Source organism: Bifidobacterium sp. ESL0822 (assembly GCF_052606675.1).
The window spans coordinates 981,418-1,008,368 of the sequence record NZ_CP199596.1 but is presented as its reverse complement, the minus strand read 5'-3'; the positions used below and the strand labels follow the sequence as shown (position 1 = coordinate 1,008,368).

Here is a 26,951-nt window from a genome sequence, read left to right as displayed (position 1 = left end):
TTGGGTTGCGCTCATGAGCGAGATTCCTTTCCGGACTGGGAGGAATCATCGGAATTCAAGGCGATGAAATAGGCCAACACGCGGTCAAAGGCAGCCAGATCATGCTGATCGAACCGGCGCTCCATGGCTGTTTGTTGGTCGTCTATGTAGGACCGAACCGCTGTCTGCAGGCCACGGGCCTTGGCTGTCGGGGCAATGATGCGTTGGCGGCCGTCCCTGGGGTCGCGTTTGGCGGCGACCAGTCCACCGGCCTCCATTCGCTGCAAAATTTTTGTCGTTGTGGACGGGCGAATGTCGAATTCCATCTCAATGTCCCGCTGGGTGTGGTCCTGGGACTCTCCAAGGTAGTCGATGATGGACATTAGAGTGCCGGTCAGCCCGTACTGGGCCGCATAGACATCCATGGATCGTAACATGAGGTTGGTTGCCCGTTTGATCCGCTTGCCATAGTCTTCGCTCAAAGGCCCTCTTCGGTTAGATTGTTAGCTACCTAATGAATAATCTCCCAAGTATGGACAAGCCTGCGTATATAGGTCGTCGATGCAATCTCCTGAGGCTCTGCGTTTCTTCCTCGTATTTGCGAAATTCTATCGGACACAGGATCTTTTGTGGACCGAGGTCAAGTTCAATTCGTCTTCAGTTTTGAGTCTCGATGATTATTGCTCCTTATTTGAGCATCAGCAGGCTTTTACAAGCCACGCTGTATTTAGAGCTGTCATCCAAATGATCGGTAATTCAGCGGCCGTCATCAGGCCGGTGCAAGGCGGCAAACGATGTGATCCCAGGTCAGGCCAAGCTACCCTTCGAAGTCTACGCTCGGACCGTATTTGCCGACGATGTCGGTTCTGCCTAAACCGACAAGAAGACAGTCTGAAGCAGGGTGTGGATGCCTGGCAGAAGCACCTGAAGAATATGGTGAGCAGCAGGGCTTCAACGTACACTGATTCTATAAAGTAATAGAAATGCTGACGTTGCCTTGTATTGTTTGAGTATGCGGTAACGCATTGCTGTATCGGCAAGGACGATGCCTATAACTGATTTATGCCTTATCTCGTGGTTTCATGTGCAAGGTTGGAGCTGCCGTTTGCTTTCTTAATGGTCCTGAGTTCGTTTGGAGGTCGTCAGGAGCGGCCGTCGTGATTCGTGGGGGAAGTGGTTTGTGCGGAAAGGAGGGTGCATCGTGGCGAAGCCTGCCGAGCACGGCATCGATGCCAATACTTCTGACTTTTTGATTCACACCCCTTCGGCTATTGCGCGAACAACATTTTTCTATCCGCTGCGGGTGGGCAAATTCTCCTATGAATCCGGCTATAGGCTGGAGCGACGATCCTTTGACAGCTATCTGATTATTCATATCGATAGCGGCAGACTGACGCTGAATCTGCCTGAAGGTTCGTTCGTGGCTGAGGAGGGCCGGTTTGCGTTGGTCAACTGCTACGCATGCCATGCCTACGGTACCGATGTCCCGACGACGGCCCAATGGCTTCATTTCGACGGCGTTATGGCCCGGCCCTACTACGACTACATCATCAGGAAGCTGGGCAATGTCTTCATGCTCTCCTCCGAGACCTACGCCTTGGAGCGGATGCGTACCATTACCTCCTGGATGACGGCGGAAAACGGCTATTCGGAAGCTAGGATGTCCAAATACATCACCGACCTGCTCACCGAGTTTGCTGATGAGCAGCCGCGCTCCTTCAAGCGAAAGCAGGAGGAGGTGGTTGAAGACACGATCGCTTATGTGTCCTCCCACTTGTACGAGCCGCTCACCGTCTCCGAGCTGGCCAAGCGGGTCTTTCTCAGCGAGTATCACTTTATTCGTTTGTTTAAGCAGGAAACCGGCCTCACGCCCCATGCTTATCTGGTGGATTCCCGTATCCATGCTGTGCAGTATTTGCTGGTAAACACAGGGATGTCCATACGACAGATTTGTCAGCAGTGCGGTTTCACATCCGAATCCTCACTGTGTGCCTCTTTCAAGAAGCGCACAGGAATGACACCCATGCAGTATCGCAGATTCAAGCAGGGTTCTGGCAGCATCTGAGAAAAAAGCTCAATACTGGTACTTTACGTCAAGGAGGTTGTGCACTAATACTTCTGCATTCATTTGTGAGATCTGATGTTCATGGGAGAGGGGTTAGTGGCGATTTAAGCTGCCTGTATATTTAGAATGGTTGGACTTAGTCTAAGTAGATTCGACTAAAATAGTTCTGTATAATGTATTTATGTGTGAGATGAAGGGTCAGTCTGAAGGCTATCCAGCTAACGAAGTTTTGGAACCTTTGACGGAACAGTATGACGAAGTAAGGCATAGCGGGATTTATAACCTGCTATCCAAGATTCTTTGTGATGCTTTGGAATCGGACAAGACTTCTACAAAAAGCTCCGCTTTCTCAAAAGTGCGTAATATTGCCTTATCAGGAGGATACGGAACCGGCAAAAGTAGCGTTCTTTGCGCGTTTAAGAATGATTCAAGATTTCAAGATGATAAGGGTAATAGTAACTGTCTATTCATCTCTTTGTCTTCCTTGAATGGACAGGGTGATGACTCGTCTGATAATGGACACAGCGGTTCAGATCAGACTGATTTAATTGAGAAAGAGATAGTCAAGCAGCTTTTATATCAGGAAAGTAGCACTATTTCGCATTTTCGCAGGTTGCGCAATATCAAGCCTGCAAGACGTTGTTTGTACAGCATCATTCTCGGTTTCTTGATGTTTCTATTGTGTACGGGTCTTGGATGGACAGGGAGAATCAGATCGTTTTTCTCGCCTAATCAGCAGTTCGGGACTTCTAATATTATTGTCTTGGCGTTGTTGGTTTTCTTTATTCTCGCTTGTTTTGTTTTTATACCCTCTACCGTACAGGGTCGTATACGGTTGAAATCTTTGACTGCAGGCTCTGCTTCATTATCACTAGATGGAGACGATAGTGAGACTTATTTTGATAAATATTTAGACGAGATTACATACTTCTTTAGCTCGTCAAAGAAGAGAGTTGTTATATTTGAGGATATAGATCGGTTTGATAATACTCGTATATTTGAAGACCTCAAAGAACTTAATACCATTCTCAATCAAGACCCTGCTAATGAGGGTAGGTCGATTTGCTTTGTCTACGCGGTACGAGACAGCATCTTCGACACCTTTGGCGAAAACGATGTATCGGAATCGATAAATTCAGAGGATGGCTCTTACGTGAGGAGTGAAAATCTCGAGAGAGCCAACAGAACAAAGTTCTTTGATTTGATTATTCCTATGGTTCCGTTCATGTCGCCTACAGCTGCGAAGGGTTGGATTAGTAGCGAATTTAAGGATGAAGGAATTGATAGACGACTCATTCGTCTGTTAGCAAGGCACGTAACAGACATGCGCCTTATAAAAAACATTCACAATGAGTTTCTAATTTTCAGATCCAAACTTATGCCTGGAAAGCAAGAGCCCCGTGGACAATCTTCCCTTGATGTGAACCGTGTTTTAGCTATGGTGGCGTACAAAAATATGTATCCACGAGATTTTGAAAAGCTACGTTTGGGAACGAGCCGCTTAGACGATATTTACAGATTTAAACTTCAGATTGTTGAACAAGTTAGAAGCAATACTTTACACAGAAGCGAAGCATTAAAAAAGCAATTAGCTGATAGTAATAGGTCCACAGAGAGAACTAGAAGACTGGGGAGTATTCTAAAAAATATATTAAAGCTATTAGCCATTGGTGACATCTATTCTAAGGGGCCATTCCCTCTTACAGTAGGCCAGTATAGATGCGAGAACGAAAAGCAATTGGATTCCATCGACTTCTGGCGTTATCTAGCTGACAGTTATAAGAAGAATGAAGAGGTAGAGCTTGTTTTATCGGACGGTATAAGAGTTAAGTCTAGTTATTTATATGATCTTTTTGCCAATGCAGTAGATGACGAGAATTGGATAGATAACTTAGCTATAGTAGAGCAGGCGGAGATCGACCAACTGAATCTTGTACTTCGCAAAACGGCTCATGCCAATATTCAAACGGTAATGAATGAGAACGAATGGAAGGCTCTTCCCTCTTCCGATAAATCAGAATGTACTCTTGACGAGTTTGTCCAGGATAGTTATGGGCACACTGTAGGTAGCGATCTCATAGCGGAGGGCTACATTTCAGACGATTATCAGCTGTACGCAGCGTCTCGTAATCGTCAGTGGCTTTCGAATAACGGAGTTAATTTCGAAATTCATAACCTTGCACAAGGTGAGCGTTCTTTGGATTGGAAGCTAACAAAGGATGACTGTGAAGCCATATATACAGACTTCGGACCGGAAATAACGAAAAGCAGGGATGCCTATAATGTTCAGTTCCTCGATTGGCTGCTTAATCAGCATCCTGAACAGGCAGAGAATATGCTAAGAGATCCTTCTGACTATGATGATTGGGATCGAGAATTTTATGTTGCATATTTGAGTGATGGGGATGTAAGCAGAGAGAATCGTAATAACATTATCGGCATTATGACTGCAAAGTCTGATAAAATACTTGATTTTCTGGTGGGTTCTCAAGAGTTATCGGAAAATGAGCGAGAACAATATATAAGCGTAGCTTTGAACAATCTTCGTGTAGAAACCGCAGATGGAGCAGGTAGGGATGCAATTGTCAAAGACTACCTTCAAAATTGCGATTCTAGATTAGAATGTATGCAAAATCCTGAACTTTCAAAAGAACAAGCAAGGCTGATTGCTAATTATTATCAAAACGCGAAGATATTTTTGAAAAATGTAAGTCCATTATGCCCCAATATGTTGGATGCTATAAAGACTCAACATAACTATAAAATAAACCAAATAAATTTTGAAACGATTTTCGGTGCTCAATGTGACTTTTCTCTTAATGCGATTCGTAAACAAGATATGCAGGAATACAACCTTTTATGCAATGATTATTTGCCTTGCTACTTGAGCAAAGTCAATCCTAATGTAACTATAAATGGTGATAAAAGTGAATATGCTCAAATAGTGCGTGAAATTATTGAAACTTTTAATAAAAGACCCGATGATGATAGCAGATACGATAACCTCGATTCTTTAATAAAAAGATCTAAACCAAATGAGCGCATTACAGATTTAACTGATATTTTCACAAATACTGAGGAGGAGTGGACGGGTGAGCCTGCACAACATGTGATCGATGCGATGGCGGAGTATAGACTATTTGTACCGACACCAAACAATATTTTCGTTTATTTGAGTGTAATGGATCCAGGTTTCGAGGCTTCTTTCGAGGCTTCTTCCGAGGCTTCTGTAGGAGACAAGGTACTTTTTGATCACTTGATGGAATATATGCCCCTTTCCGTGAGAGACTTGGAGAACAATGACCTTGATGATAAGCATTTGGCCTTATTGGCTGCGATGATTTTGAATTCTGATGCGTCAGGTTTTGACTTTCCGAAGAAAATTCAACTCGTACAGGGCTTAAATCTGCCATCTGATGCTCTCGATGCCGGTAAGCTGATGGATCGTGATAGTGATATGTTTGCTGAACTCATGAAAAATGGTCTTTTGTCTTCGACGGCTGATAATTTCAATATACTTAATAGTGAAAATGCTCGTATGGCTTGTATAAGAGAGTGGAAAACTCTAATGGAAGGAGTCAGGATGCCAGCAAGCGAAATTCCTTCAGTAATAGCCGATTCGCAGGTATCGCCTGAAGTTAAATCAGAATTGTATCTTAAATTGCCAGAATATCTTGAGAAAGCGGATAAAGAAGTCCTAGAATCCACTGTTAAAGAGGCGGCCAAGCAGGATGCGAAACTCGAGTTAGAAGTTGTAGACTGGATTGCAGAGCATCTCTTCAACAAATCTGAGGAGAAGGTTAACTCCTCTGAAGACGCTTCTGATGAGGCTCTTGAGCCTTTCATCCACCTGCTTGCAAAGGCTATTCCGATGTATGCGAATCTTGATAGCCCCGAGAATAAGGCTAAAGTGAGGGAGAGTCTCAGTTCTGTATTAAGGGTACTACCTAATCCGTACCCGAAGTTAACCGCCAAAACGGACGAAACCATATATCTTCCTCTTAATGGTGACAATAGGAGTATAGCTTATGGGGTTCAGAGTTTTCTTGAGACAATAAAGAGCGTAAAGGGCTATGCCGGTAAAGGAACTTTACAATGCGTTATGTGCCATAACGATTGATGTTTTATCTTTCATATATAAAAGTAAGCTAAGGAGAAGTCTCTTTCTGTAATTTCAACCATTTTTAGACATGCTCAAGGAGCTGAAAACGTCGGGTAATGAAGGAATTGTCTTCACAGCTCACCTTGAGTTATTTGTTACAGGCATAATGGGCACAATTAGTGATTCGAAAGGCATTTGTAGATTGCGGCAGATCGTCAATGTTATATTTCGGATTATGATTTTTCCTAAAGAATAACCGGCTCTGGTTCCCTGCATTCTGCGGAAATCATACGAAATGTTAATTTCAATACATCGTTTAATTCGTTGTTAAGTTACTTGTAGCTAGTTCAAAGGCTTTCGAACATGCCAGCAGATTTTGAAAAAGTTACCAGCTATGTCCAAAATTTCTTTGCAAAGCGTTATGAATTGACCACAAGTCTTGGGGATTAGTGGAGAATAGCCGACAAGAATTACTTTGAACTTAAAGAAGCTAGCCAAAATAGATTGCGGTGGAAAGCGTGTATGAGCAAGTGGCCATAATGAGGTGCCAAGTAACTTTCAGATCCTTTTGTTGACTGTTTTGCTTGCTCGGGTGGTTTCAGTAGTTTTTAGGTATCGGAGTCGTTTTTCGTGCTAGCAAATATTAAGGAATCAATTTTCAAAACAAGTATAGTCTCTACTCGGTTTAGAGTAGACGGATGAGTATCTTCTTTTTTAGGGTTGTGCATACGAGTTGACTAATTTCATTTAGAAAGATATAAATTTAATAGTTTGAATTATCTATGGCGACAGATGCAAGTGCGCCGCGCGATGAATGTGATCTTGTGTGGATGAGCATTCCGTCACATGGAATATGGCCTGAACGTACTAACTCTGATAGCATTTGTTGCTTAGTTCAAAAAACAATACGTAGCGCGTACCATGTTAAGCTCGAAAGTGATTCAGGAAAGACGTATGTGTATTTCTTTTTTTTTCAGCAAGATTAAGCCGTTTGGCATAGCAATACTGGAATGGCATTCTTCACCCTGAAAAGCTGATTGCCAACTGAAGATGGCTTTCGTTCATCGTTCTTACTCAAGATTCAGACTTGACTTGGCCGATCGGGAGGTGAGAAAAGACTATTCATGCGACCGTCGGACGATGATCGGCAGCGGTTCGTAGAGATCAAGCCGTGGATCTGATTTGAAAAGAAAAAATGATGTCTAGTTTACACCGCCAATGTAAAGAATCCTGCTAGCTCCTGTTTCCGCTGAGTTAATTTTATCTCAATTATCCCACAGTAGTATATTTGCTATGTTATTTGTTGTCGGTTGTCGTTCTATGATTGGTCTGTCTTTCTTGAACACATTTCGTTGCATAAGAAAAGCCACCCAAAAAGCGCTGAATATCAACTTCGTTGGCAAATACAGGGTGCCCCGGATGCGATTCGAACGCACGACACCTTCTTTAGGAGAGAAGTGCTCTATCCCCTGAGCTACCGGGGCAACGGAAACTACTGTACCACGAAGTGAGACTTGGACAGGTCGCTGGTGTGCAGACCGAGGGAAGGCCTTGGTACCGTGCTCTTCTTGGGGAAGTCAGCCTCCTATACCGGCTCGCTATACGGTCATGGTTTACAATTGCTCAACGGCCGAGCTGATTGTGCATTCCTCGGAAGGGGACCGGGTCGGCGATGATTTGCTGGAGGAGACCATGGCGAAATTCAGACAGTCCTTCCTGGTGAAGCATGTCTTTGGGTGGACGGCCAGGCTGCTGGCGTTGGCCAGTTTGTTGGCTCTAGCGGCGCGTGCTTGCCCGGAATGGCTGTCGTCGATACCATACCTGCCGGATTTGGCCGCTCTGACGCCCTGGTTCATCCTCTTGGGTCTGCTGGCCCTGATCCTGGCCCTGATGGCTTCAAGATGGTTCACAGCTTTGGTGCTTATCGCCGCCTTGGCTTTGAATGTCTACTGGCAGTATCCCTTCTATCAGGAAGGATCCGAGCTCAACGGGCAGGCTGATCAGCTCATGGCCCTCGAGCATCCCGACCGGTACGACGATGTGGCCCGGGTCATGACGCTGAACGTCTACAAGGGTCAGGCCGATGCCGATCAGGTGGTCAAGACTGTCAGCGACAACCGGGTGGAGGTGCTGGCTCTGCAGGAGGTCAGCAACGATTTTGTGGACCGTCTGCACAAGGCAGGCATCGACCGCTACCTGCCACACGAGCAGCTTTCCACATCTTCGAAGGAATACGGCAACGGTCTTTGGACGGCCGCCCCGATGCAGTCGCCTTCAAGGGACGACGTGGGCTCTCGCTCCTCCATGATGCCGGCGGCCAGCATCGACTTCGGCAGGGGCCAGACCAGTGTCAGATTCGTCTCGGTCCATACCACCTCGCCGCAACCGGGCAGTTGGAATGCATGGCGACGCAGCGTGTCCGACCTGGGGAAGCTGCGGAAACACGAGCACACTCGATACGTGCTGATGGGCGACTTCAATGCCACCTATGATCATGCCGTTTTTCGAGACATGCTGGGGGAGCGATTCAGCGATGGGGCCCGTCAGGCCGGGCATGGCATGAGCATGACCTGGCCGGCCAACCGAGCCCCATTACCCAGGTTGGTGGCCATCGATCATGTTGTGGTGGACCGTGACATCAGGGCCAATCGGCTGCAGACGATACCGATCTCGGGGTCGGATCATGCGGCCCTGCTGGCCACGGTGATGGTGGGGTAGGGGACTTCAGGCATCCAAGTTGGATTGTGTTCCGGCCTGGGCCCCGGCGCTGGCCTGCTCCTGCTGGGCGGCATCGAGCTTGGCCCTCACCTGACCGAGGAGTTCCTGGGCGCGCTTGGCCAAAGCCTCGCCAATCTCCCACTGCCGCATGGACGCATCCAGATCCAGCCCGCCGGCCTCCAGCGCCTGAACCGCCTGGATCAGCTGATCGCGGGCTTGCTCATAAGGCAGTTTGGCGATGGTCTCGCGTTCCTTCTGGCTTAGGGCCGAAGCTAGTACTGGCTGTTCCTTGGTCTGCTCCTCATTGGTGTCGCTCATGCCTGCTCCTCTTTTTGTCTGATTCTTATTTGGCGCGTTATCAAATTGCAGATGACGCAGATGATCATCGCGAATGATTATATGTGGCTGACCACGTGGGATTGGTCACTGCCCGCTGACGACCTTGGTCTCGATCCGGCCCTCTTTGACAGTCAGGGTCAGATTCTGATCGACCCGAACCTGCTGGGGGCTGACGACCACCTTCCCGTCCAAGGCCTGCACGACCGCATATCCGCGGTCCAGCGTGGACTGGGGAGAGAGGGCGGTAAGCGAGGATTGGAGCTTTTCCACGGTCAGGGAGGCGTCGTCCACAATCCGCCGAAGGGCGATGTCCAGGCGGACCAAAGACTCGTCGACCAGCCGCTGGGGCTTGTCCAGCATGGTCTGCGGCTTGGTCAGGCTGGGACGATTGGCATATCCCTCAATCAAACGTGTCTCGCCTTCGACCATATTTTCGATACGCGCATTTATACGCATCCGGGCCTCCTGGATGATTCCCTCCTGCTCGACCAGGTCGGGCACCACCCGCTTGGCTGCGTCGGTAGGAGTGGAGGCGCGCAGATCCGCCGCCAGATCAATCAGGGTCCAGTCGTCTTCGTGGCCGATGGCCGAAACAATGGGGGTGACACAGGCCGCCGTGGCCCGGACCACGGACTCGTCGGAGAATCCAAGCAGATCCTCGAAGCTGCCGCCGCCCCTGGCCACGATGATCACATCAACAGCAGGATCGGCATCCAGCTTCTGGATGGCCTCGACCACCTCGGGCGGGCATTGAGGTCCCTGGACGTGGGCATGTACAACGGAGAATTCGATGGTGGGCCAGCGCAGACGGGCGTTGGTGATCACATCCCCTTCGGCTCTGGCCTTGGGCGCGCAGATCAGGCCGATGCGCCGGGGGAATTCGGGCAGGGGAACCTTGTTTTCCGCATCAAAGAGGCCCTCGCCCTTGAGCTTGCGCCTGAGCTGGTCGATCTGCTCCTTGAGGTCGCCGGTGCCCACACGCTTGATCCGGTCGGCCATGAAGCTCAGACGGGTCTGTTTGATCCACAGGTCGGGTCGCCCGTGTACCACCACCCGGTCGCCCTGGCGGAATTCCCTGGCCTGGGTGGCGAAGGCCCGGAATCCCATGACGTTGATGGAGATGTCCTCGAAGTTGTCGCGCAGGGTCAAATATGCTGAACCGGTCCGGCGGGTGTTGATCTCCACTATCTGACCCTCCACCCAGGCTCCCGGCCAGCGGGCCACCGCGTCGTGGTACTTCTGGCTGAGCACGCTGACCGGCCAGGGGTCTTCCTCGGTGGTATCCCGTGCCAGTCGGGGCAGCTGGTCCAAGGGTTTGGGGGCCAGTCCGGACGAGGCTGAGCCAGCCGGTGCGCCCATCGACCCCTGCATGTTCGAACCCATGTATGCTCGCACCTGATGCCTCCTGACCATCGGTTCCGCCAGCCCGACCAACTCATCTGGCATAGCCTGTACAGGATGGTATTCGGGTTGGTCAGCGAAGGAAACGTCCTTTCAGGGTCTCTCAATACGGGGACAATTCCATATGCTCTGCAAATTCCCTACAGGCCCTCTGCCGGCTGCTCCTGAGCCGATTTCGCCGAGGGCACAGCGGCCTTTCTCCCGCCAGCTAGGAGGTTGGGACTGAGGTGAAAGTTGGAGGACAAGGGTTGCAACCAAGGCCTTGATGCACTTGCCCTGGTCTGCGGCTTGCCTGCAACAGAGGCGGTTTTGCCGGCGGCTGTGTCAAAGGAGACAGTCTTGATTCCCTGATATCGCAGAAGTTGTTTACGTTCCGGCGGTAGCATAAATAGAGTAAGCCGGATATGATGTGGTGTCTGCTTTTTGAACCCATCATGCGGCGGTCTCACGGATTGAGGTTGTTTCATGTCTGATGGCGTCGACATAGCGGGTCGATTTAAGGGCACAGGACCGCGGGATCTCCTGCGTGTGGGTTTGGACATCGGTTCCACCACAGTCAAGGCCGTGGTTCTTGGCACAGGGGACAGGCTGGATCAGGCGCTTTTCAGCGACTATCGCCGTCATCACGCCAATGTGCGGCAGTGCGTGGCGGAACTGGTCACCGACATCAAGCTTTCACTGTCCAGGGTCGGTCTGGCCGGCAATCCCATCAGCCTGGTGATCACCGGCTCGGGTGGGCTGGAACTGGCCAGCCAGCTTCAGGCTGAGTTCGCTCAGGAGGTCATTGCCGAGACCGAGGCCATCAACGCCACCTATCCCGAGGGGGATGTGATCATCGAGCTGGGCGGCGAGGATGCCAAGATCACCTATCTGAAGCCCACTCCGGAGCAGCGGATGAATGGATCCTGCGCTGGCGGAACCGGAGCCTTCATCGATCAGATGGCGACCCTGCTCAACACCGATGCTTCAGGCCTGAACGATATGGCTTCCAAGTACAAGACCATTTATCCCATCGCTTCACGTTGCGGGGTCTTCGCCAAATCCGACCTCCAGCCTCTGATCAACGACGGAGCCGCCAAGGAGGATCTGGCTGCATCCATCTTCAATGCCGTTGCCACACAGACCATTTCCGGTCTGGCCTGCGGACGCCCCATCCGCGGCAACGTGATCTTCTTGGGCGGGCCCCTCTTCTTCATGAGCGAGCTCAGGGAGGCTTTTAAGCGGATCCTCCAGGACAGGGTCAGTCGCTACATCATCCCTGAGAACGCGCACCTCTATGTGGCCTATGGCGCCGCCATCATGGCTGGCCGCCACAACCAGGACGATCAGGACAGTGCTGCGCAGGTCAAGACCGACTACTCGCCTGAGTCTGATGTCAACGATCCCTTCGGCCCGGCTTGGGGACTGGACCAGGAGGAGGTCGACCGGGCGCGGTCCGAGAAGGCTTCGAACCTGGACAAGATGGCTCTTCAGGATGCCATGCAGGATGGCCGCACAACCACATTGGTCGACGGCGAGAAAAAGGTTCCCGCAACGGAAACCGCCAAGGATGCCCGCCAAGATCAAGACATGCACTTTGATCTGACTTCCTTGGAGGGCGTCCTCTCCGCCCTGAAGGGCCTGGAGAACATGCCCTCGACGGCCAGAACCATCCGTCCGCTTTTCCTGAACGAGGAGGAGCGTAAGGAGTTCAATGACCGTCATGGGGCTCAGATCATCCCCACCGGAGACTTGTCCGGGGCCAAGGGGCCGCACTTCCTGGGCATCGATGCGGGCAGCACCACCATCAAGGCCGTGCTGGTCAACGACGACAAGACCATCGTCTGGTCCACCTACGGGGTGCATAAGGACAGCCCTCTGATCGCAGCCGCCAACATCGTCAAGGAAGTCAGGAAGTCCCTGCCCGAGGGCGCCTACATCGCCCGTGCCTGCGCTACCGGCTATGGTGAGGGTCTGGTCAAGGCAGGCTTGCACGTTGACGAGGGTGTGGTCGAGACCATGGCCCATTACCGGGCCGCCGAGGAGATCAGCCCCGGGGTCACCTCGGTCATCGACATCGGCGGACAGGATATGAAGTACATCGCCGTCAACGACGGGGTCATCGATTCGATCTGCGTCAACGAGGCCTGCTCGGCAGGCTGTGGGTCCTTCCTGCAGACCTTCGCCCAGTCCATGGGCATCAGCATCCAGGAGTTCACCAGGCAGGCGTTGGCCTCCGAGGCCCCGACCGATCTGGGCTCCCGTTGCACGGTCTTCATGAACTCCTCGGTCAAGCAGGCTCAGAAGGAGGGCGCCTCCCCCGAGGACATCGCCGCCGGGCTATGCTATTCGGTGGTCAGGAACGCCCTCTACAAGGTCATCAAGCTGCGTGATGCCAATGCCCTGGGGCCGGTGGTCGTGGTCCAGGGAGGCACCTTCCTCAACGATGCCGTTCTGCGGGCCTTTGAACTCCTGACCGGTCGCAAGGTGACCAGGCCCAACATCGCCGGGCTCATGGGGGCCTACGGTGCCGCGCTGACGGCCCGCATGCACTGCCCGCAGAATGAAGAGGTCGAGGATCTTACTGCAGCCAACTCCAACATGGCCCACCCTTCACTGAACGTGGTCGACGGGGCGAAGTCCGTGGGCGGCACGCCCACCACTCCCAATTCGGTCCCGGCTTCCACCAAGCCAAAGTTGTCACCGGCCGCCGTCAACAAGATTGCCTCCAAGAATGACCGGGGGTTCAAGACGACTCTACCCGATCTGAGGGTGGAAGACGGCCATGTGGTCAGCTCCATCCTGGCAGGGGATGATCTGGACAACCTCTCCATGACCACCACCCACGATGTCTGCAAGCTCTGCCAGAACCACTGCAAGCTGACCATCACCGAATTCGAGGACGGCGGCCGCTATGTGACCGGGAACCGCTGCGAGCGTGGTGGAGACAAGAATCGGCAGCGCTCCGACAGGCCAAACCTCTACGATTTCAAGTACAAGCGGGCCTTCGCCTACCGCCGTCTGACCCCGGACAAGGCCACCAGGGGCGATATCGGCATTCCACGTGTGCTCAACATGTACGAGGACTACCCCTTCTGGTTCACCCTACTGACCTCTCTGGGCTTCCGGGTCATGATCTCCGGGCGTTCCAACCATGAGCTCTTCGAAAGTGGTATGGAATCCATCGCCTCCGAGAACATCTGCTACCCGGCCAAGCTGGTTCACGGGCACATCCACTCCCTGGTCGACAAGGGCATCAAGACCATCTTCTACCCCTGCGTCACCTATGAGCAGGAGCTGGTTCCCGATACGGACAACCATTACAACTGCCCCATCGTGGCCAATTACCCGGTGGTGATCGAGGCCAACATGGCCGAGCTCAAGGAGAACGGCGTCCGCTTCATGCGGCCCTACTTCAACCTCTCCAACAAGGAGAAGATGGTCGAGCGGATCGTCAAGGTCTTCGACTGGGCCAATGTGAGCGAGGATGAGGCCCGGACGGCCGTCCAGGAGGCCTACCGTGAGGATGCCCGGTTCAAGGAGGATGTCCGCCAGGAGGGGCTTCGTGCCCTGGCCTACATGCAGGAGTACGGAGTCAAGGGCGTGGTTCTGTCCGGACGACCCTACCATGTGGATCCCGAGGTCAACCACGGCATTCCCGAGACCATCTGCTCCCTGGGTATGGCCGTGCTCTCCGAGGACTCCATCTGCGAGCTGAACGTGCGCGACCTGCCCAAGCTGAGCGACTACATCATTCCGGCAGCGGGGGAGCGTGCCCTGGCCTCCAACAATCCCACGGCCGCCAAGTTCCGCAAGACCGTGCCGGGCTTCGGTGACGACCATCAGAAGATGCCTCTGAGGGTGACCGACCAGTGGGCCTACCACTCCAGGCTCTATTCCGCCGCCAGGTTCGTCTCCGAGTATCCCGACCTGCAGCTGGTCCAGCTGGTCAGCTTCGGATGCGGCGTGGATGCCATCACGACCGACCAGGTCCAGGAGATTCTGGCCGACAAGGGTGATGTCTACACGCAGCTGAAGATCGACGAGGTCTCCAACCTGGGTGCAGCCAAGATCCGTCTGCGCTCGCTGAAGGCCGCCATGGACGAACGCCACCAGCGGGATCTGGCCCAGGAGGGCAGCGAAGATCAAAAGGAAGCCCCCGTCAAGGGGCAAGTACAGGCGCAGGATTCATCCGACTCTCAGGATTTGCAAGACCTTGCCAGCCATATTGAAGCAGTGGATGCAGATGCGTCTGACAAGCCGAAATCCGATGGGTTCCGGTCCACCAACGCTCAGAAGATCAACCTATCCCAGCGCAAGGCTGACATTGTGGCTCTGGCCCGGTTCGTGGCTCTGCACGACAAGAGCGATCAGGGTCTGATAGGCCTCCATCCCATGGGCATCAGGCCCATCCGGGAGACCATGGCATCGCAGCAAAAGCGGCAGGAAGCCGACAATCAGGGCAAGGATGACCAGCTCAGCGGGGCCGCTGCCAAGCCGACCCTGTCCAAGTACGCCACTGAGCATCGCTTCACCAAGGAGATGGGGCACAAATTCACAGTGGTAGCGCCGCAGATGTCCCCCGTGCATTTCTCCCTCCTGGAGGCGGTCTTCTCCAGCGCGGACTATCACTTCGAGCTCCTGAAGCATGCCACGGCCGAAGACATCAACACCGGGGTAAAGTACGTCAACAACGATGCCTGCTTCCCGGCCATCATCGTGGTGGGGCAGCTGGTCAACGCCTTCCTGTCCGGCCGGTTCGACCCACACAAGTGCGCGGTCATCGTCACCCAGACCGGCGGCATGTGCAGGGCCACCAACTACTATGGCCTTCTGCGCAAGGCCATGGCTGATGCGGGCTATGGCTACGTCCCGATCATTACGCTGAGCGTCCAGGGATTCCGGGCCAACCCAGGTCTTCAGGTAACCCCAGCCTTGCTGCACCGCGCCGTCAAGGCCTTCTACCTGGGCGATGCCATGATCGAGTGCCTGCTCAGGGTCCGTCCCTACGAGCAGGAGCCTGGCTCGGCCAACAGGCTCTACAAGCTCTGGGACACGATCTGCAAGGAGACCATCGAGCACCACGGGTACTCCAAGACCGCTAAGAAGGTCTATGGCCACGGCTATCTGCCCTATGGCACCCTGATGAAGCGGATGATCCGTGCCTTCGACCAGCTTCCGCTGCGCAATATTCCCCGCAAGCCCAGGGTCGGCGTTGTCGGGGAGATCCTGGTCAAGTACCATCCCGATGCCAACAACCACGTGGTCGACCTGATTGAGAGCCAGGGCTGCGAGGCTGTGCTCCCCGGTGTCTGCGACTTCATGGTCAACGGCATCTCCAACGCCGAATGGAACGAGGAGATGCTGGGCACCGGCGGCCAGGTGGGTGTCAAGAAGATCGTCCTCAAGGCTGCGGATGTCTATCGTGCCCCCATGATCGCCGGCTTCAAGGCCTCCCATGGAAAGTTCGACATTCCCGCCCACATCAGCGAATTGAGGGACAAGGCCGCATCGGTCACCTCCCTGGGTGTTCAAGCAGGAGAGGGATGGCTCCTGACCGGCGAGATCATCGAGCTGATTCAGTCCGGCGCCCCCAACATAGTCTGCGCACAGCCCTTCGCCTGCCTGCCCAACCATGTGACTGGACGTGGCATGTTCGGCAAGATCCGCAGGACCTACCCTGAGGCCAACATCGTCTCGATCGACTACGATCCCGGCGCCTCGGAGGCCAACCAGCTCAACAGGATCAAGCTGATGATCGCCGCCGCCAAGAAGCCGGGCGACCAGCAAAAGCCCGGCCAGGACCGTAAGATTGGCGCCGGATTCCAAGCAGCGGAATCGACCGGTCTGGATGCGGGGCAGGCAGCACCCGTCCAGGACGAGGAGAGGGTTCTGGAGAGCCTGTAGCCGCCAGGCCGAGGCCGGTGTCCGGAGCCAACGCGCCGGCCTCGGAATTGCTGAACCACGAGGATCAAGGAAAGAGGGGGTTTCCCATGACCAGCCGCAAAGAGATCAAGGCTCTGCTGGACACCGACCAGATCTATATTGCCGATACGCCTGAAATGAAGCAGGTCCAGGACGCTCAGCAGGATCTGGTCTTCGAATTCAACGCCTGCCGTCCTACTCAGGTGGAGAAAAAGCAGGACCTCTGCAGGCGGATGTTCGGTTCATTCGGCCAAGGCAGCTGGATTGAGGGACCGGTGCGGGCAAACTGGGCCTGCAACACCTACTGGGGGAGCAAATGCTATGCCAACTTCAACCTGGTTCTGGTCGACGATGGACGCATTGACATAGGCGACCACACCATGTTCGGCCCCAATGTCACCATCGTGACCACCGGGCACGCCATTCGCCCCGATATACGTTCCTATGGAACGCCCCAGTTCACGGTTCCGGTCAGCATCGGTAGGAATGTATGGATCGGAGCAGGTGCCATCATCATGCCGGGAGTGACCATCGGCGACAATACGGTCATCGGGGCAGGCTCCCTGGTCACCAAGGACATCACCTCCGACGTGGTCGCCTACGGCCACCCCTGCAAGGTCGTCCGTCCCATCGACGAGCACGATTATGAATACTTCTGGAAGGATCGCCGGTTTCAGCCGCCTTATGATGCCCGGCCCTTCAGGATGGATTAGGCGGGTTGATTGAGGGCTGACTCCCTTGATTCCTCTGCAGGCGGTTTCCGGCATCCGATTGCTGGTTTAACTCCGGTGGGCGTGGTTTTGAATGTTGAACTGTTGATGTGTCTGATTTGATCAGCAATATCCATCCCAGAGCGGAGAGGGGAAGATCAGCGCCTTGAACCGGTCCCACTCTCGGACGTAGTCGATTCTCGGCTCACGCAGCAACCGTATCTGTATGCCGTCCATGACTTCCAGGCTCATTCTCACCTTGCCCTGCATGTCTGTCGCCCACTCTATGCCATCAGGAAGCAGCCAGGGGAATTTGGAATAGTGTTCCCAGACTTCTGAAGGCCTGCGGAGAAAATAGTCATGCAAAGGGTGGTTGGTGGAGATGGCCTCGGCTTCCAGGACCGTATATAGCTGAGTGAGTTCAGGCTGGCTTGCGTTGTGGGCGACCAGATAGTCAAAATAGGCAGGAAGATGCGGATGATCGGGGTCGGACCCGGGCAGGCCTGTCTGCACGAATTCCTCCGGGGTGCCATTGACGTCATAGATATCGGTGACCAGGAGGGAGAGCAGGCCTTCCTTGCTGCCGACATAATGGAGGACCCCCGGCTGGGACATCCCCACCATGTCGGCGACGTCTTTGAGCGATATGCCGTTGTACCCATGCTGGCTGATGAGGTGGGCGGCGGCTTCTGTGATTTCAGCCCGCCTCACCTCTGGTGATTTTCTGGTTCGACTCGCCATTGTCTGGTCTTGCGGCTCCTTCTCACTATTTTTGAGCGCCTGGGTGCTGCTGATCTTTTGATATCCATGGTACATGGGACAAATTCATAAAAGCGTCGGATGTATGGCCCAATAAGGTTTCGTCCCTTACTGGTAAAGGGGAAACAAGCACTGGGTACTGGCTGATTTGCATCGAGTCAATGATTTGACAAAGCTATCGAATAACTGCTAGATATATGATTATCTAATGGATGGTAGATATGGTTGGCTGCCAAACATTGGATGTGTCAGAGAAGACTAGTTGAAAGAGGTCGACACCATGAGCGACTCAACAACCCCGGCATCAAAAGATTCTGAACTTCTGCAGGCGCATAAGGCCGCCCTTGCTGCAGCCCAGCGGGATCCGCTCCTATCGCCCGAGACGGGCAAACCGGTTCCAAAAAAGACCCTGTTTCGGTTTGGGGCAAGCTTCCTGGCCTTCGGCATTCTGTGGATGTCAGGCCTGGGCATCGTCAGTATCGTGCTGCTTCCCGAGCACCTCAAGCAGGTCCCGGGCATCGCGCCCGAGGCGCTGATGGGCATAGTCAATGCCTGTACGGCTGTGGCTTCGTTGGTCTCCAACCTGCTCTTTGGCAACTTTTCCGATCGCAGCCGCTCCCGCTACGGACGTCGAACCCCATGGGTCCTGGGCGGTGCAGTCCTGGGCGGCGTAACCCTGTTCCTGACCGGTATGACCACCAACCCGGTCCTGCTGACCATCGTCTACTGCCTCTGCATGTTCGGTCTGAACTGCATGATCGCCCCTATGGTGGCCATTCTGTCCGACCGCGTGCCATCCGGTGTGCGCGGAACCCTGTCCGCTTTCTATGGGGCAGGCTCTACCATCGGTTCGCCCATCGGCTCCCTGATTGGCGCGGCCCTGGTGACTCATATGTTCACCGGCTTTGTTCTCGCCGGCGTACTCATGTTCCTGGGTGGTGTCGTGGCCATTCTGATCATGCCCAAGGAAGGCTCGGCTGCTTACCTGCCCAAGGACGAGGGCACCCTCATGGATGTCCTCAAGTCTTTCCAGCCACCGCGCTTCCATGGGGCCCATGACTTCTATAAGGCCTTCGCAGGAAGGCTCTGCATGTTGCTGAGCTATCAGATGATCTCCGCTTATCAGCTCTACATCATCGAAAAGTATGTGGGTCAAACCGTAACCCAGGCTGCCGCCACCATTTCGGTCATGTCCGTCATCACCATGGTGGTTTCCCTGCTGGGTTCGTTGGTCTCCGGGCCTGTCTCCGACCTGATCGGACGGCGCAAGGTGCCGGTGGTCGTCGCCTCCGTCCTCTTCGCCATCGGCATCGCCATGCCCTGGATCAGCCCCACGGTCATGGGCATGTATCTGTATGCCGGCATCGCCGGGTTCGGTTACGGGGTCTATTCGTCCGTCGACCAGGCGCTCAACGTCGATGTCCTGCCCAGCAAGGAGGAGGCCGGCAAGGATCTAGGCATTCTGAACCTGGCCACCACGCTGGGGCAGATGGCCGGTCCTCTGGTCATGTCCTTCATCACGCTGAACTGGGGTTATGCGGCGGCCTTCCCGACTGCTATCGTTTTCGCACTGTTGGGATGCGTCTTTATCCTGATGATCAGAAACGTCAAGTGATCCCGGCCTATGCGGGCATACAGGAAAACTATGCAAAGGAGCAGAAGATCCATGAATAGGAATACAGGACCGATTTGGGTTGCAACCACTCGGCGGCAGGCCATGCAGGAGCAGCACTTGGCTGTCTCCGACCTGGAGGCGTCAACCGATCTGGAATGCACCGGTGCCGAATTGCAGGCTCTGCGAGGGTTTGGCGGCTGCTTCAATGAGTTGGGGTGGCTGCCCTTGCAGGAGCTGGGGGAGGAGAAACGTGAGGGGGTCATCCGTGAGCTCTTCAGTCCGGACGAGCTGAATCTGACCTTCAACAGGACGCCGGTGGGTGCCAACGACTTCGCCGCGGGTTGGTACAGCTACGACGAGACCGACGGCGATTATGACCTGGAGCATTTCAGCGTCGACCACGACGAGCGGACCCTGATTCCGTATATCCGCCAGGCTCAGAAGTATCAGCCGAACATGGGACTGTTCGCCAGCCCCTGGAGTCCGCCCACCTGGATGAAACGGCCCAAGGTCTACAATTTCGGGCGGATCGACATGAGCGAGCGCAATCTCACTGCATATGCCCGCTACCTTCTGGAATATGTGCGCGAGTATGACCGTCGTGGCATCCACATCGACCAGCTGCATGTGCAGAACGAGGTCTTCGCGGACCAGAAGTTCCCCTCCTGCCTCTGGTCCAGCGAGGACATGCGCATCTTCATCCGTGATTATCTGGGGCCCCTCTTCGCCAAAGAGGCACCGGATACGGCCATCTTCCTGGGGACCCTCAATGGTCCCGAGGATATGAAATTCGGACCCGAAGGCATGATCCTGGAGAACTACAACCGGTACGTGGACAACATCCTCTTCGACGAGGACTGCCGCAGGTACATTGCCGGCATCGGTTACCAGTGGGCCGGCCAGCATGACATCGAGCGCACCCATCAGTCCTGGCCTGAGGTTGAGTTGGAGCAGACCGAGTCCGAATGTGGCATGGGCGGCAACACCTGGGAGTACGCCGAATATATCTTCTCGCTGGTCAACCGTTATCTGCGGGCCGGAGCCACCTGCTACACCTACTGGAACATGGTCCTGGGCCAAGGCATATCCACATGGGGCTGGCGGCAGAACTCCCTCTTCTCCATCGACACCACCACCGGCCGGGTCAGTCGGAATCCCGAGTACTACGTCATGCGCCACTACTCGCACTATGTACGCCCGGGCGCTCGGCTGCTGGATACTCGCGGTCATTTCAGCTCCATGGCCACAGCCTTCGAAAATCCGGATGGATCGGTTGTTGTCGTGGTCCAGAACGCCCTGGATCGCGCCATGCCCTTCTCCTTCTCCGGGCCGGGAGGGGATAGCGAAAGGAGCCAAGGTTTCCAGGCAACCTTGGAGCCGCGATCCTTCAACACCTTCGTCCTATGAATGTAGACCTGTAGATCGAGATTGGAGTTCATCATGACAGACAATGCAGTCCGAACCAAGGACCATTCGGTTTCGCAGGGCATCACGCGCCTGCCAGACAGGCTCATCTTCGGCTGTGCCTACTACGACGAATACATGCCCTATGAGCGGGTGGACAAGGATATGTCCATGATGAAGTCCGCTGGCATCAACACCATTCGTATCGCCGAATCCACCTGGAGCACTCTGGAGCCCCAGCCTGGCGTATTCGACTTCAGCCATGTGGACCGTGTGCTGGATGCTGCTGAACGCTTCGGCATTCAGGTCATCGTGGGCACCCCCACCTATGCCGTCCCCTCCTGGCTGGTCGCCATGCATCCGGATGTCCTGGCGGACACCCCCAAGGGCCACAACCGGTATGGCGCCCGCCAGATCATGGACATCGTCAATCCTTCCTACCGGTACTATGGCGAGCGCGTCATACGTAGGCTGATAAGCCATGTGGCCGACAACCCCCGGGTGATCGGCTACCAGGTCGACAACGAGACCAAGTACTACGACTGCGTATCGCCTGACATGCAGCGCCTCTTCGTCAAGGATCTGCGGCGGCGCTTTGATGATGATCTGGACCGTCTCAATGCGGCCTTTGGCCTGGACTACTGGTCAAACAGGATCGACTCCTGGGAGGACTTTCCCGATCTGACCGGGACCATCAATGCATCGCTGGGTTCGGCTTTCGACCGCTTCCGTCGAAGCCAGGTCAGCCGCTACCTGGCCTGGCAGGCTGGCATTGTGCGCGAATATGCCCGCGAGGACCAGTTCGTCACCCACAACTTCGATTTCGATTGGGGTCCTGGCTGGTCATACGGTGTTCAGCCAGCCGTCGATCATTTCGAAGCGGCCGGATGCCTGGACGTGGCCGGTGTGGACATCTACCATCCCACCGAGGACGACCTGACCGGCAAGGAGATTGCCTTCGGCGGGGACATGACCCGCAGTCTGAAGGGTGGCGCCAACTACCTGGTTCTGGAAACCGAGGCCCAGGGGCAGAACGGCTGGCTGCCCTACCCAGGGCAGTTGCGGCTGCAGGCATACAGCCATCTGGCCTCGGGGGCTGACGGGGTCATGTACTGGCACTGGCATTCCATCCACAACTCTTTTGAGACCTACTGGAAGGGGCTGCTTTCGCAGGATATGGAACCCAACCCCTCCTATGAGGAGGCCGGCCGGTTCGGCAGGCAGATAGCGCAGAAGGATGTGGGGGAGCGTCTGATCAACCTCCAAAAGCGCAACAAGGTCGCCATCATGGTGGGCAACGATTCCCTGACCGCCCTGGACTGGTTCTCCCTGGAAACCGGCTTCCCCCGTCAGCAGGGGCAGATCTCCTACAACGATGTGGTCAGACGGGTCTACGATGCCCTCTTCGAGCTCAACATCGAGTGTGATTTCATCAGCGACAAGGCCGACCAGTCCCGGCTGGGCCACTATGCCATGGTCGTGGTTCCCGCCTTGTACAGCACCAATGAGGATACGCTGAAGGCACTGGCCGATTATGTCCGTCAGGGAGGTCACCTGGTGGCCACGCTGCGCTCCTTTGTGGCGGACGAGAACCTCAAGGTCTGGCATGACAAGGCTCCGCACCTGCTGACCGACGTGTTCGGCATCGACTATAACCAGTTCACCCGTCCTGGCAAGGATCTGAGCCTGGATCTGCGTGGGGCCGACCAGGCCGAACCTGCCTGCCAGGGGCTGATTGAGCTGCTGAATCCGCGCCCCGGCACTCAGGTCCTGGCCTCCTATGAGCATCCGGTCTGGGGACGGTATGCGGCTGTGACCCGTCATGATTACGGCAACGGGATCGCGGAGTGGATCGGCACCCTGCCCTCGGCCCAGGGCATGCGGATGCTGCTTTCGGATGCGGCGGATGCGGCTAGCTTGAGCGGTCCTGCCCGGGACCTGGCTGGCCTGGTCACCGTGCGGGAGGGCATCAACGCCCGGGGAGAGCGGGTCGCTTACCTGCTCAATTATTCATCCAAGGAGGTCAGGCTGGACACGCCCTACGGGGGGCATCTGCTGGTGGCTGACGGGCAGGCTGATCCTCAAGCGCATGTGGATCAGGGCCAGTCCATGACCATTGGACCCTGGGATCTGGCGGTCATCGTTCAATAGACCGGTTTCAGTCTGACCGGTTTCAGTCCGACCGGACGCCAATATGAGCGGATCAGTGCTCAGTAAGAAAGGAAGGTGCCCAGATGGCATCAAGAAAGTTGACGGAGGACCTGCCCTACCGCGATCCCGACCTGAGTGTGGATGAGCGAGTGGCCGACCTGCTGGGCCGGATGACCCGCGAGGAGAAGGTGGGCCAGATGATGCAGGTGGATGCCCGCCAGGGGGTCGACAAGGAGGTGGTGGATCAGCACGCCGGGTCCCTGCTGCATGTCTCGCCGAAGAACATGATCAATGCTGACAAAGCGGTCCACCGCACCCGTCTGGGCATTCCCCTGCTGATCGGCGACGACTGCATCCATGGCCATTCCTTCTTCCGAGGGGCCACCATTTTCCCCGAGCAGTTGGGCATGGCAGCCTCTTTCGACCCTGGACTGATTCAGCGGATGGGGAGGGCCACAGCCCAGGAGGTCGCCACAACAGGCGTCCACTGGACCTTCTCTCCGGTGCTTTGCATAGCCAGGGACACCCGCTGGGGCCGGGTGGATGAAACCTTCGGTGAGGATCCCTTCCTGATCGGCGAGATGGCCTCGGCCATGGTGCGCGGCTACCAGGGCGGATCAGCCATGACCGGAACCCTTCCCAAGGATGCTGTGCTGGCCACGGCCAAGCACTTCGCCGGCTACTCAGAGACCCAGGGTGGGCGTGATGCCTCCGAGGCCGACCTTTCGCACCGCAAGCTGCTCTCCTGGTTCCTGCCGCCTTTCGAGCGCCTGGCCAAGGAGGGCGTGGCCACCTTCATGCTGGGCTACGAGTCCATCGACGGGGTTCCGGTCACCATCAACAACTGGCTGCTCAACGACGTGCTTCGAGGGGAGTGGGGATACCAGGGCACTCTGATCACCGACTGGGACAACGTGGGCCGGATGGTCTGGGAGCAGAAGGTGCAGCCCGACTACACCAGGGCTGCTGCGGCCGCCGTCAAGGCAGGCAACGACCTGATCATGACCACGCCCGGCTTCTACCAGGGAGCCTTGGATGCACTGGATGCCGGGCTTCTGCACGAGGAGGACCTTGACCGGGCGGTCAAGCACATCCTGGCTCTGAAATTCCGCATGGGACTTTTCGAGGATCCGCGGCTGCCCAACCCAGAGGCCCAGAAGGCGGTCATCGATTCACCGGAGCACCAGGAGCTCAATCTTCAGGTGGCCCAGGAGTCGGCGGTTCTTTTGAAGAACGACGGCATCCTACCCCTGTTCGGTGGGGTGGGTGCAGATGGCCGTCCTGGTGATGATTCAGCACATAGCATCGCCTTGGTGGGTCCGCTGATCGATGATGCCCAGAACCAGCTTGGGGACTGGGCCGGCGGCTCGGGTCAGTGCGACTGGATCAAGGACCAGCCGCGGGAGATGATCTCGACCGTGGCCGACGGTCTGCGCCAGGAGTTGCCGGAAAACTGGCAGCTCAGCTGCGAGCAGGGCGTCGACGTGCTCCGTCTGGTTGACGACCCGTCGGGCAAGCTCTTCCCCGACGGCCAGCCCAGGCCCAAGGTGGCGGCCCCGGCAAAAATCGATCAGGCCCGTTTCGACAGGGCTCTGGACCTGGCCGGACAGAGCGACCTGGTAGTTGCCGTGGTCGGCGACGTGGTCCAGCTGGTGGGCGAGGGCCGTTCGACTGCCACACTGGAACTCTACGGTCCTCAGCGCGATCTGCTGGATGCCCTGGCGCAGACGGGCAAGCCCATGGTCATCGTGCTCATGTCCTCCAAGCCGCTGATCCTGCCCCCGTCCGCACAGTCGGCCAGGGCTCTGATCTGGCAGCCCGACCCGGGCATGCAGGGCGGTCGTGCCCTGGCCAGGATACTCACCGGCAAGGTTGAACCCACAGGCAGACTGCCCATCACCTTCCCCAGGCATGCCGGGCAGCTGCCGGTCTACTACAACCAGATCCGGGGCCAGCATGGAGACCGCTATGCAGATCTGACGCAGGATCCGGCCTTCGCCTTCGGTCAGGGTATGGGCTACACCACCTTTGCCTACGGAAAGCCACAGGTCGATGGACCGGATACCGTTGGACCCGAGGATACGGTCAAGGTGACTGTAGACCTGACCAACACCGGCAAGCGGCCAGGCACCGAGGTGGTCCAGGCCTATATCAGCGACCTGGTGACCTCAGTCAGCTGGGCTGACCGCGAGCTCAAGGCCTTCCAAAGGATTCAGCTGGATCCAGGGCAGACCCGGAAGGTGGTCTTCGATCTACCGGTGTCCGAGTGGATCCTGGTCGATGCCGACTGCAACCGCAGGGTCGAGCCTGGTCAGTTCCAGGTGCTGGTGGGATCCTCCTCGCGCAGGGAGGACCTGCAGGCCGTGACGGTGACCGTGGACTGACCACCATCCGATAGCGGAACTCCTCGCGTGTTGGTTGCCCAGGGCCCTCGACCGCTCCTACCATGACAGCATGAGGAAAAGCGTAGGCGCTGGGTATGCGCACCTGTTGACGGTTCCAAATCCGCGGCATGTGGACAGCCTGGTCGACTACTTTAGACGAGGATCCAAACCACGTTCCCAGTGGCGTTTCGGTATTGAGATCGAGCATCTGCCGGTCCGCAACGACGGGTCCGATGCCCCGGTTCCCTATGAGGGGGAGCAGGGCATCGAGGCCCTGCTATCGGCCTTGGAGCCTTGCTACGACGGCGATAAGGAATATCGGGAGGACGGTCACCTGGTAGGACTGAGTCGTCAGGGCTGCGTGGTCTCACTGGAGCCCGGGAGCCAGGTGGAGTGCTCCCTGGGTGTGGTGCGGGACAGTCGAGAATTCGAAGACCTCTACCGTCGCTTCCGTGCCGAGGTCGACCCCATCGCCGAGCAGCTGGGGTTCCGGTTGGTCGAGTACGGGTACCGTCCGGCCGGGTCATACGCGGATGTGGGCGTCAACCCCAAGGAACGCTATGCGGTCATGAACACCTACTTGGGTCGCATCGGCCAGTGCGGGCCCATGATGATGCGCAGCACCGCCTCGACCCAGATCAGCATCGACTACCAGGACGAGGACGATGCCATCGGCAAGATTCGTCTGGGCACGGCCATCGGGCCTATCCTGGCCTACTTCTTCCGCAACACTCCAATCTTTGAGGGGAAGCCCAACCGCATGCCCCTGAGGCGTCAGCGGATCTGGGATTGGCTCGACACCCAGCGCACGGGTCTGATTCCTGGACTGTTCGAGGATGGCTACGGCTGGGAGGACTATGCCGTGGACATGCTCTCCACTCCGCTCATGGTGGCCGATGTCTCCCACACCCCGGAGGTGGAGGGGCCGCAGGGACAGCAGGTCTTCATAGCCTGGCATGAAAACGCCGGGGAGATCTATCCGGATCGGCGGCTCAACGATGCCGAGATAGCGCACATTTTGACCACGCACTTCAATGACGTCCGCCTGAAGAATTACATCGAGCTCAGGCACTGGGATTCACTGCCCATGAAACGTGCCAGCCGACTTCTTGAGGTCGTCGGTGGCATCTTCTACGACTCGGATCGATTCGCCGGACTTGCCACGCTCTTGGACGGGGTGAGCGAGGAGGATGTGCTTGCAGCCAAGGCCGACCTGCAGGTTCGCGGCGGCAAGGCCAGCCCCTATGGTCGTTCCCTGGACTTCTGGCGGCAGGCGCTGGGCGCCGAGGACACCCTTGAAGATCTGCCGGGCGATCCGCGCCATCCCGATCTTTTCCAGTCCTGACGACTGTTTCGTTATGCGAACGGGCGAGACCGGTTTCCTGAGGATGGTATAATCTGGTCACCAATGGGCCTTGAT

General features: G+C 55.7%; 14 protein-coding genes and 1 tRNA gene. 10 read left to right on the top strand and 5 right to left on the bottom strand.

The genetic code is table 11. The features are described from left to right. Positions 1-11: 11 nt before the first annotated feature. Positions 12-461, bottom strand: a complete 450-nt coding sequence (locus ACUIAF_RS04105) for a MarR family winged helix-turn-helix transcriptional regulator (RefSeq protein ID WP_445339098.1) — start codon at positions 459-461, stop codon at positions 12-14. Positions 462-1,180: 719 nt separating this feature from the next. On the opposite strand from ACUIAF_RS04105, the gene ACUIAF_RS04100 reads away from it, so the two are divergent. Then, positions 1,181-2,044, top strand: a complete 864-nt coding sequence (locus tag ACUIAF_RS04100) for an AraC family transcriptional regulator (RefSeq protein ID WP_445339097.1) — start codon at positions 1,181-1,183, stop codon at positions 2,042-2,044. 181 nt (positions 2,045-2,225) lie between these two features. Next, entirely contained in the window at positions 2,226-6,164 is a 3,939-nt protein-coding gene (locus ACUIAF_RS04095; protein WP_445339096.1) for a YobI family P-loop NTPase, read from the top strand. Between the two features lie 1,393 nt (positions 6,165-7,557). Here ACUIAF_RS04095 and ACUIAF_RS04090 read toward each other — a convergent pair. After that, positions 7,558-7,630 (bottom strand) — tRNA-Arg (locus ACUIAF_RS04090). A 124-nt stretch (positions 7,631-7,754) separates the two neighbouring features. Here ACUIAF_RS04090 and ACUIAF_RS04085 point away from each other — a divergent pair. Next, on the top strand, positions 7,755-8,864 hold the full coding sequence (locus ACUIAF_RS04085; protein WP_445339095.1) for an endonuclease/exonuclease/phosphatase family protein: 1,110 nt from the start codon (positions 7,755-7,757) through the stop codon (positions 8,862-8,864). Positions 8,865-8,870: 6 nt separating this feature from the next. On the opposite strand, the gene ACUIAF_RS04080 is transcribed toward ACUIAF_RS04085, so the two are convergent. Both ACUIAF_RS04080 and xseA read right to left on the bottom strand, forming a co-directional pair. Further along, positions 8,871-9,182: an exodeoxyribonuclease VII small subunit gene (locus ACUIAF_RS04080; RefSeq protein ID WP_198203739.1), complete on the bottom strand. Its 312-nt coding sequence runs from the start codon at positions 9,180-9,182 to the stop codon at positions 8,871-8,873. A 105-nt stretch (positions 9,183-9,287) separates the two neighbouring features. Further along, on the bottom strand, positions 9,288-10,562 hold the full coding sequence (xseA, locus tag ACUIAF_RS04075) for an exodeoxyribonuclease VII large subunit (protein WP_198203915.1): 1,275 nt from the start codon (positions 10,560-10,562) through the stop codon (positions 9,288-9,290). Positions 10,563-11,069: 507 nt separating this feature from the next. On the opposite strand from xseA, the gene ACUIAF_RS04070 reads away from it, so the two are divergent. Next, positions 11,070-16,490 carry an acyl-CoA dehydratase activase-related protein gene (locus tag ACUIAF_RS04070; protein ID WP_445339094.1) on the top strand — a complete coding sequence of 1,807 codons (5,421 nt, stop codon included), beginning with the start codon at positions 11,070-11,072 and terminating at the stop codon, positions 16,488-16,490. Positions 16,491-16,576: 86 nt separating this feature from the next. Beyond that, on the top strand, positions 16,577-17,221 hold the full coding sequence (locus ACUIAF_RS04065; protein ID WP_445339093.1) for a sugar O-acetyltransferase: 645 nt from the start codon (positions 16,577-16,579) through the stop codon (positions 17,219-17,221). Positions 17,222-17,341: 120 nt separating this feature from the next. On the opposite strand, the gene ACUIAF_RS04060 is transcribed toward ACUIAF_RS04065, so the two are convergent. Then, a complete protein-coding gene (locus ACUIAF_RS04060; RefSeq protein ID WP_445339092.1) occupies positions 17,342-17,959 on the bottom strand; it encodes a TetR/AcrR family transcriptional regulator in 618 nt (205 codons plus the stop codon). A 298-nt stretch (positions 17,960-18,257) separates the two neighbouring features. Here ACUIAF_RS04060 and ACUIAF_RS04055 point away from each other — a divergent pair, with 298 nt between their 5' ends. From ACUIAF_RS04055 to ACUIAF_RS04035, 5 genes are all read left to right on the top strand, one after another. Then, entirely contained in the window at positions 18,258-19,592 is a 1,335-nt protein-coding gene (locus tag ACUIAF_RS04055) for an MFS transporter (protein WP_445339091.1), read from the top strand. A 51-nt stretch (positions 19,593-19,643) separates the two neighbouring features. Then, a complete protein-coding gene (locus ACUIAF_RS04050; RefSeq protein ID WP_445339090.1) occupies positions 19,644-20,999 on the top strand; it encodes a glycoside hydrolase family 30 protein in 1,356 nt (451 codons plus the stop codon). Between the two features lie 135 nt (positions 21,000-21,134). After that, positions 21,135-23,147, top strand: a complete 2,013-nt coding sequence (locus ACUIAF_RS04045) for a beta-galactosidase (RefSeq protein WP_445339158.1) — start codon at positions 21,135-21,137, stop codon at positions 23,145-23,147. A gap of 83 nt (positions 23,148-23,230) precedes the next feature. Continuing rightward, entirely contained in the window at positions 23,231-25,531 is a 2,301-nt protein-coding gene (locus ACUIAF_RS04040; protein ID WP_445339089.1) for a glycoside hydrolase family 3 N-terminal domain-containing protein, read from the top strand. A 70-nt stretch (positions 25,532-25,601) separates the two neighbouring features. Further along, positions 25,602-26,876: a glutamate-cysteine ligase family protein gene (locus tag ACUIAF_RS04035; RefSeq protein ID WP_445339088.1), complete on the top strand. Its 1,275-nt coding sequence runs from the start codon at positions 25,602-25,604 to the stop codon at positions 26,874-26,876. The last annotated feature ends 75 nt before the right edge of the window (positions 26,877-26,951 follow it).

Coding starts and splice junctions, on each gene's coding strand:
- ACUIAF_RS04050 (WP_445339090.1), top strand. CDS start 19,644: ATGAATAGGAATACAGGACCGATTTGGGTTGCAACCACTCGGCGGCAG.
- ACUIAF_RS04035 (WP_445339088.1), top strand. CDS start 25,602: ATGAGGAAAAGCGTAGGCGCTGGGTATGCGCACCTGTTGACGGTTCCA.
- ACUIAF_RS04085 (WP_445339095.1), top strand. CDS start 7,755: ATGGTTTACAATTGCTCAACGGCCGAGCTGATTGTGCATTCCTCGGAA.
- ACUIAF_RS04095 (WP_445339096.1), top strand. CDS start 2,226: ATGTGTGAGATGAAGGGTCAGTCTGAAGGCTATCCAGCTAACGAAGTT.
- xseA (WP_198203915.1), bottom strand. CDS start 10,562: ATGGGCGCACCGGCTGGCTCAGCCTCGTCCGGACTGGCCCCCAAACCC.
- ACUIAF_RS04060 (WP_445339092.1), bottom strand. CDS start 17,959: ATGGCGAGTCGAACCAGAAAATCACCAGAGGTGAGGCGGGCTGAAATC.
- ACUIAF_RS04055 (WP_445339091.1), top strand. CDS start 18,258: ATGAGCGACTCAACAACCCCGGCATCAAAAGATTCTGAACTTCTGCAG.
- ACUIAF_RS04040 (WP_445339089.1), top strand. CDS start 23,231: ATGGCATCAAGAAAGTTGACGGAGGACCTGCCCTACCGCGATCCCGAC.
- ACUIAF_RS04065 (WP_445339093.1), top strand. CDS start 16,577: ATGACCAGCCGCAAAGAGATCAAGGCTCTGCTGGACACCGACCAGATC.
- ACUIAF_RS04045 (WP_445339158.1), top strand. CDS start 21,135: ATGCCCTATGAGCGGGTGGACAAGGATATGTCCATGATGAAGTCCGCT.
- ACUIAF_RS04070 (WP_445339094.1), top strand. CDS start 11,070: ATGTCTGATGGCGTCGACATAGCGGGTCGATTTAAGGGCACAGGACCG.
- ACUIAF_RS04080 (WP_198203739.1), bottom strand. CDS start 9,182: ATGAGCGACACCAATGAGGAGCAGACCAAGGAACAGCCAGTACTAGCT.